General features: G+C 58.7%; 8 protein-coding genes. All 8 read left to right on the forward strand.

Features of this window, described 5'->3' with window-relative positions; genetic code table 11:
* The first annotated feature begins 101 nt into the window (after positions 1-101).
* The 8 genes from DBR44_RS04735 (at position 102) to trxA (ending at position 6695) form a co-directional block, all read left to right on the forward strand.
* A complete protein-coding gene (locus DBR44_RS04735; protein WP_124642529.1) occupies positions 102-1130 on the forward strand; it encodes an ABC transporter permease subunit in 1029 nt (342 codons plus the stop codon).
* 17 nt (positions 1131-1147) lie between these two features.
* Positions 1148-2071, forward strand: a complete 924-nt coding sequence (locus DBR44_RS04740) for an ABC transporter permease subunit (protein ID WP_124642531.1) — start codon at positions 1148-1150, stop codon at positions 2069-2071.
* A 10-nt stretch (positions 2072-2081) separates the two neighbouring features.
* Entirely contained in the window at positions 2082-3053 is a 972-nt protein-coding gene (locus DBR44_RS04745; RefSeq protein WP_124642533.1) for an ABC transporter ATP-binding protein, read from the forward strand.
* Positions 3053-4024: a peptide ABC transporter ATP-binding protein gene (locus DBR44_RS04750; RefSeq protein WP_124642535.1), complete on the forward strand. Its 972-nt coding sequence runs from the start codon at positions 3053-3055 to the stop codon at positions 4022-4024. The genes DBR44_RS04745 and DBR44_RS04750 overlap by 1 nt, the downstream gene beginning before the upstream one ends.
* A gap of 179 nt (positions 4025-4203) precedes the next feature.
* Positions 4204-4728, forward strand: coding sequence for a pantetheine-phosphate adenylyltransferase (coaD, locus tag DBR44_RS04755; protein WP_059286369.1), 525 nt, complete (start codon positions 4204-4206; stop codon positions 4726-4728).
* A 116-nt stretch (positions 4729-4844) separates the two neighbouring features.
* Positions 4845-5795 carry a class I SAM-dependent methyltransferase gene (locus DBR44_RS04760; protein ID WP_124642537.1) on the forward strand — a complete coding sequence of 317 codons (951 nt, stop codon included), beginning with the start codon at positions 4845-4847 and terminating at the stop codon, positions 5793-5795.
* 1 nt (position 5796) lies between these two features.
* Positions 5797-6144, forward strand: coding sequence for a 5-carboxymethyl-2-hydroxymuconate Delta-isomerase (locus tag DBR44_RS04765; protein ID WP_124642539.1), 348 nt, complete (start codon positions 5797-5799; stop codon positions 6142-6144).
* Between the two features lie 188 nt (positions 6145-6332).
* The gene (gene trxA, locus DBR44_RS04770) at positions 6333-6695 is read left to right on the forward strand and encodes a thioredoxin (protein WP_124642541.1); all 363 of its coding nucleotides are present in this window, start codon (positions 6333-6335) and stop codon (positions 6693-6695) included.
* Positions 6696-6942 lie beyond the last annotated feature (247 nt).

The raw sequence follows: 6942 nt of genomic DNA on the forward strand, positions 1-6942 counted from the left end.
CCTGTTACCGGTATCGTCATCCAAATCCACGCTTTGGGTCTGAATTAACGGTGTCCATCTGTCATGCTGCAAGACAGTGTGGATTCACGGGAGAAGTACGTATGTTGTCTTTCATTTTCCGCAGACTGGGTTTACTGATTCCCACGTTCTTCGGCATTACCCTGCTGACTTTCGGCCTTATCCGCATGATTCCCGGGGACCCGGTCGAAGTCATGGTGGGCGAGCGCACGCTGGATCCGCAGATGCACGCCGATGCCATGCACCGTCTTGGCCTGGATAAACCACTGTATGCGCAATACATCGATTACATCAGCAATCTGCTGCATGGCAATCTGGGTGAGTCGCTGGTGACCAAGAGCAGTGTCTGGGTCGAGTTCAAGACACTGTTTCCCGCCACGCTGGAGCTGGCGCTGGCCGCCATGCTGTTTGCCGTGGTGTTCGGCCTGCTGGCTGGTGTCACTGCTGCCATCAAGCGCGGGTCGATTCTGGATCACGGTGTGATGGGCATTTCGCTCACTGGTTTTTCCATGCCGATTTTCTGGTGGGGCCTGATTCTCATCATGTTCTTCTCGGTCAAGCTGGGCTGGACACCGGTTTCCGGCCGGCTGGATCTGGCTTATGACATCACGCCGCGCACCGGCTTCATGCTGATCGATACCTGGCTGGCCGAAGCGGCCGATCCGGCGGCCAATGCCGGCGCCTTCAAGGATGCCCTGATGCATCTGATCCTGCCGGCCATCGTGCTGGGGACCATTCCGCTGGCGGTGATTGCCCGGATGACCCGCTCCTCGATGTTGGAAGTGCTGCGCGAAGACTATGTGCGTACCGCCCGTGCCAAGGGCCTGTCGCCGGCGCGTGTCATCTTTGTGCATACCCTGCGTAATGCGCTGATTCCGGTACTGACGGTGATCGGCCTGCAAGTGGGCACGCTGATGGGCGGCGCCGTGCTGACCGAAACCATCTTCTCCTGGCCCGGCATCGGCAAATGGCTGATCGATGCCATCAGCCGCCGCGATTATCCCGTGGTGCAAAACGGCATCCTGATCGTGGCCACGCTGGTGATCGTCACCAATTTCATCGTGGATATTCTGTACGGTGTCGCCAATCCGCGTATCCGTCACGCCAAATAACGCTTGCAGGTATCGCTATGACTAATGCAAACACCTCTACCGTCGCGTCGGCTGCCGAAGATGCGGCGCTGAGCTACCCCTCGCCATTCAAGGAGTTCTGGCAGGGCTTTTCCTATAACAAGGGTGCCGTGGCCGGGCTGATCTTCATGAGCATCGTGCTGCTGTGCGCCATTCTGGCTCCTGTCGTGGCACCCTACAGTCCCATCGAACAATACCGTGAGCATCTGCTGACACCGCCAGCCTGGCTGGATGGCGGTTCGGCCCAGTTTTTGCTGGGTACCGATGAGCTGGGTCGCGACATCCTGTCGCGCCTGATCTACGGTGCGCGCCTGTCGCTGTTCATCGGCATGTGCTCGGTACTGCTGGCGCTGATTCCGGGCGTGGTGCTGGGCTTGCTGGCGGCCTTTTTCCCCAAGGTCTTGGGCGGGGTGATCATGCGCGTCATGGACATCATGATGGCCTTGCCTTCGCTGTTGCTGGCGGTAGCCATCATGGCCATTCTGGGACCTGGCCTGATGAATGCCATGATCGCCATTGCCACGGTGTCCTTGCCGGCCTATGTGCGGCTGACCCGCGCCTCGGCCATGACCGAGCTGAACCGTGATTACGTCACCGCCTCGCGCGTGTCCGGTGCCGGGCTGTTCCGCCTGATGTTCAACACCGTGCTGCCCAACTGCATGGCACCGCTGATCGTGCATGCCACCATGAGCTTCTCCTCGGCCATTCTGGAAATCGCTGCGCTGGGCTTTCTGGGCTTGGGCGTTCAGCCGCCCACGCCGGAGTGGGGCACCATGCTGGCGTCTGCCCGTGATTACATCGAGCGTGCCTGGTGGGTGGTGTCTCTGCCGGGCCTGACCATTTTGCTGTCGGTGTTGGCCATCAACCTGATGGGTGACGGCCTGCGCGATGCGCTGGATCCGAAACTGAAGCGCGCCGCCTGAGGAGGGATGTATGAGTCTGCTGGAAATCAAGAACCTCTCGGTGGAGTTCGGTTCGCAACACAATCCCTTCCGCGCGGTGGAAGGCCTGGACCTGACGGTTGATCAGGGCGAAATCGTCGGCATCGTCGGCGAGTCCGGTTCGGGCAAATCGGTCACCATGATGGCGATGATGGGCCTGCTGGAAGGGCAGGGCCGCATCGTGGCGGATACCCTGCAGTTTGATGGCAAGAACCTGCTCACCATCTCGGCGCGTGAGCGGCGCAAGATCGTCGGCAAGGATATTGCCATGATCTTTCAGGACCCGATGACCTCGCTCAACCCCAGCTACACCGTGGGTTACCAGATCATGGAAGTGCTGAAAATCCATCAGGGTCTGCGCGGAGCTGCGTTGAAGCAGCGCGCGCTGGAATTGATGGAAATGGTGGAAATCCCGGCGGCAGCCAGCCGTCTGGCAGCCTATCCGCATCAGCTGTCCGGCGGTATGAGCCAGCGCGTGGTCATCGCCATGGCCATCGCCTGTAGCCCCAAGTTGCTGATTGCCGACGAGCCCACCACGGCGCTGGATGTCACCATCCAGGCGCAGATCATGGACTTGCTGGTCAATCTGCAAAAAAGCCAGAACATGGCGCTGATCATGATTACCCACGATCTGGCCGTGGTGGCTGAAGTCGCGCACAAGGTGGCGGTGATGTATGCCGGCCAGGTGGCGGAAATGGCCAAAGTGCCGGGCATCTTCCGTAAACCGGCTCATCCCTATACCGAAGCACTGCTCAAGTCGATCCCGGAACACAGCAAGGGGGCGCATCGCCTGTCCACGCTGGCCGGCATCGTGCCCGGCCAGTACGACCGGCCATCCGGCTGCCTGTTGTCTCCGCGCTGTCCCTACGTCGAGGATAAGTGCAAGGCCCAACGTCCGGGCCTGACCGCTATTGAAGGTGGCGTCGTGCGCTGCCACTACCCGATTACGGCCAAGGAGGCATGATGAGCACCGTATTGCAGGCACGGGATCTCACCCGTTATTACGATGTCGCCCAGGGCTTTTTCAAGCCGGCGGCCCAGGTCAAGGCGCTCAATGGCGTCTCCTTTGAACTGACTGCCGGCAAGACGCTGGCGGTGGTGGGCGAGTCCGGTTGTGGCAAGTCCACGCTGGCGCGCCAGTTGACACTGATCGAAGCGCCGACTGCCGGCTCGCTATTGCTGGAAGGGCAGGATGCAGCCACCGCCAGCAAGGCCGAACTGAAAGCCATGCGCACCAAGGTGCAGATGGTGTTCCAGAACCCCTACGCCTCGCTCAATCCGCGCCAGAAGATTGGCACTCAGCTGGGCGAGCCGCTGGACATCAATACCAGCCTGTCCGCCAGCGAACGCGAAGAACGCGTGCGCGCCATGATGACGCGGGTCGGTTTGCGTCCGGAGCATTACTACCGTTATCCGCACATGTTCTCCGGCGGCCAGCGTCAGCGTATCGCCATCGCCCGTGCCATGATGCTGAATCCCCGAATCGTGGTGGCCGACGAGCCGACCTCGGCGCTGGACGTGTCCATCCAGGCGCAGGTGCTGAACCTGTTCATGGATCTGCAGGAGGAGTTCAATACCGCCTATGTGTTCATCTCACACAATCTGGCGGTGGTGGAGCATGTGGCAGATGAATTGATGGTGATGTATCTGGGGCGTGCGGTGGAAGTGGGGGCCAAGGAGAAGATTTACTCGCGTCCGCTGCATCCTTATACCCAGGCCTTGTTGTCGGCCACGCCCTCGATCCATCCGGAAGACCGCCGCATCAAGATCAAGATTCATGGCGAACTGCCCAGCCCGCTGAACCCGCCATCCGGCTGCACCTTCCACAAGCGCTGCCCGTTTGCCAACGAGCGTTGCCAGCAGGAAGTGCCCGAATTGCGTGCGCTCGACGAACGGATGATTGCCTGCCATCACGCGGAAAACATCAATAGCTGACCCATTCCGGTGCGGTTTTGATGAGGAAGGCCGGCTTTTTGTCGGCCTTTCTTGCTTCTTGCACCAGAATGATCTGCAATCATGATGTAAAAGACGCAAAAGCCCGCCGTTATGCCGCATTTTTGGCGCACTGCAACAAAAATGCCTTTACCCCCCTTACTCTGCACGATACAGTCGCCATGGCACACACATCCAAAGGGAAGCGAGAATTGAAAAGAGCCGTGTACGCCGGAAGTTTTGACCCGGTCACCAACGGTCACTTGTGGATGATTCGCGAAGCGGTAGAGCTGTTCGACGAACTCATCGTGGCGGTCGGCGTGAATCCGGAAAAACACTGTACCTTCAGTGTGGATGAGCGCGTCGAGATGCTGCGTGCCGTCACCCGAGGCTTCAACAAGCTGCGGGTAGACGTGTTCGAAAACCAGTTCCTGGTGAATTACGCCCAGAGCATCGGCGCCAACTACATCATTCGCGGCATTCGTACCGCCAGCGACTACGAATACGAACGCACCATGCGTTACATCAACTCGGACCTGCACCCGGATATCACCACCATCTTCCTGCTGCCTCCGCGGGAATATGCCGAAGTGTCCTCCACCATGGTCAAGGGCCTGGTCGGCCCGCGTGGCTGGCAGAACATGATTCGCCAGTATCTGCCCGAGCCGGTCTATCGCAAGCTGATCGCCATGTATCAGCCTGAATAGGCGGTAAAGCGGGACTTGCTGATGCGCGCGCCGGTAGCTTATGCTGGCGCGCGTTTGTTTTTGTCCGAATGAATTACCCGGCAGTGCCACACCGGCCGCTGTCGCCAAGGAATGTTATGGTCGATGTCTCCGCCTTTGCCAACCGGCTGCAGAAAAATTACAAGCACTACGCCAAGTGGGCCTCACGCCAAGGGCTGGATGCCTGGCGTGTCTACGACAAGGACGTGCCGCAGTTTCCGCTGGCGGTCGACCTGTACGGCGAGCGCGTGCATCTGCAGGAATACGATACCGGCTGGGCAATGGAAGACGAAGTCTATCAGCAGTGGATTGCCGCCATCATCGCCGCCATTGCCGAGGTCACCGGTCGCGCACCGCAGGCCATCACCCTGAAAAGCCGTCGCCGCCAGAAGGGCGTCAGCCAGTATGAAAAGGTGGGCAAGCTGGGTGATGACTTCATCGTGGAGGAGTTTGGCCAGCGCTTCATCGTCAATCTGGATGCCTATCTGGATACCGGCCTGTTTCTGGATCACCGCAACACGCGCAAGCGTGTGCGCGAAGAAGCCGCCGGCAAGCGCTTTCTCAATCTGTTTGCCTATACCGGCAGCTTTACTGTTTACGCCGGTGCCGGCGGAGCGGTCAGTTCCGAAACCGTCGACATGTCCAACACCTATCAGGACTGGTCGCGCCGCAACTTCGAACTGAACGGGCTGGATCTGGCGCGCCACCAGCTGGTACGCGCCGATGTATTCCAGTATCTGGAACAAGCGGTGGACGAAGGCAAACAGTTCGATCTCATCGTGATGGACCCGCCGACCTTCTCCAACTCCAAAAAAATGCAGGACATTCTCGATGTCCAGCGCGATCACGTCTGGCTCATCGACTATGCCATGGCCTTGCTGGCACCGGGCGGCACGCTGTACTTTTCCAATAATCTGCGCAGCTTCGTGCTGGACGAGCGGCTGGCCGAGGACTATCACATCCGCGACATCAGCGCCCTGTCGGTGTCGGAAGACTTCCGCAACCGCAAGATTCACCAGTGTTATCAGCTGAAAAAGAAAGCAGCCTGACATGCCGCAGATCATCATGCAGTACAGCAAAGGATTGCAGCTGGATGTTCCCGCCACCTTGCTGGCCATCAACCAGACGCTGCTGGCTAGTGGGCAGTTTCAGGCTGTCGATATCAAAAGCCGGGCCATTCCGCTGGATTGCTGGCTGACCGGTACTGAGCCAGGTGCTCACCCATTTGTTCACCTGCAACTGCATATTCTGACCGGGCGTGATCTGGCTACCCGCCAGCAACTGTCCTCCAGCCTGCTGCCAGTATTGCAGCAACAGGTTTCCGGGCCGTCAGGCACCCAGCTGTGTGTGGAAATCTGCCAGATGGAAAAAGAAAGTTATAGCAAACTGGTACTGTAAATCGCTCAGCACACTATATAGAGAGAGCAAAGGCCCACTGAGTGGGCCTTTGTCTTTGTCGGGATAGCCCATCGCAATCATCCTGATTGCTACAAACCATGGTGGCAGCACTTGCAAATGTCGCTGCCAGTCCCATCTTTGCTGCTATCACTTATTCGCGGTGTCGCTACACCGCCGGGGAGCACGGCATGGCCACCATCAATATCACCGGCAGCAGTTTCAATGAAACCGTCGACAAGGGCGGTATTGTCATTCTCGACTTCTGGGCCGAATGGTGCGGCCCATGCAAAATGTTTGGCCCCACTTTCGAAGCGGCGGCGCTCAAGCACCCGGATATCGTGTTCGGCAAAATCAATACCGAAGAAGAGCAGGAGTTGGCCGCCCACTTCCAGATCCGCTCCATCCCCACACTGATGGCACTCAAGGATGGCATCATCGTGTTCAATCAGTCTGGTGCCATGATGCCGGCCCAGTTTGAAGAGCTGATCAAGGCGCTGCGCGATCTGGACATGGAAAAGGTAAAAGCTGATATCGCGGCGCAAGATGAGTAAACGCAGAGAACCTGAGCATGGTTTCTCAAAAAGCCCGGCGTCAGCCGGGCTTTTTGCTGCCGGTGTTGGTGCGGTGACCCGCTTTTGACGCCAGCCAGCCCCACCCACCACGGCAAGTGCGAACGGGGAGGCGCCGGTTTCTGCGCACCCGCAGCAAGGCTGTAATAAAACCCCCACGGCATAGTTTCTTGCCCATCAGTGACTTAGCCCGATGTGAGTCGATATTTTGCCAGAATCTGCACTTTTC

It is taken from the genome of Aquitalea sp. FJL05, from assembly GCF_003852595.1.
Taxonomy (GTDB): domain Bacteria; phylum Pseudomonadota; class Gammaproteobacteria; order Burkholderiales; family Chromobacteriaceae; genus Aquitalea; species Aquitalea aquatilis.

Coding starts and splice junctions, on each gene's coding strand:
- DBR44_RS04735 (WP_124642529.1), top strand. CDS start 102: ATGTTGTCTTTCATTTTCCGCAGACTGGGTTTACTGATTCCCACGTTC.
- DBR44_RS04745 (WP_124642533.1), top strand. CDS start 2,082: ATGAGTCTGCTGGAAATCAAGAACCTCTCGGTGGAGTTCGGTTCGCAA.
- trxA (WP_124642541.1), top strand. CDS start 6,333: ATGGCCACCATCAATATCACCGGCAGCAGTTTCAATGAAACCGTCGAC.
- DBR44_RS04765 (WP_124642539.1), top strand. CDS start 5,797: ATGCCGCAGATCATCATGCAGTACAGCAAAGGATTGCAGCTGGATGTT.
- DBR44_RS04750 (WP_124642535.1), top strand. CDS start 3,053: ATGAGCACCGTATTGCAGGCACGGGATCTCACCCGTTATTACGATGTC.
- DBR44_RS04740 (WP_124642531.1), top strand. CDS start 1,148: ATGACTAATGCAAACACCTCTACCGTCGCGTCGGCTGCCGAAGATGCG.
- coaD (WP_059286369.1), top strand. CDS start 4,204: ATGGCACACACATCCAAAGGGAAGCGAGAATTGAAAAGAGCCGTGTAC.
- DBR44_RS04760 (WP_124642537.1), top strand. CDS start 4,845: ATGGTCGATGTCTCCGCCTTTGCCAACCGGCTGCAGAAAAATTACAAG.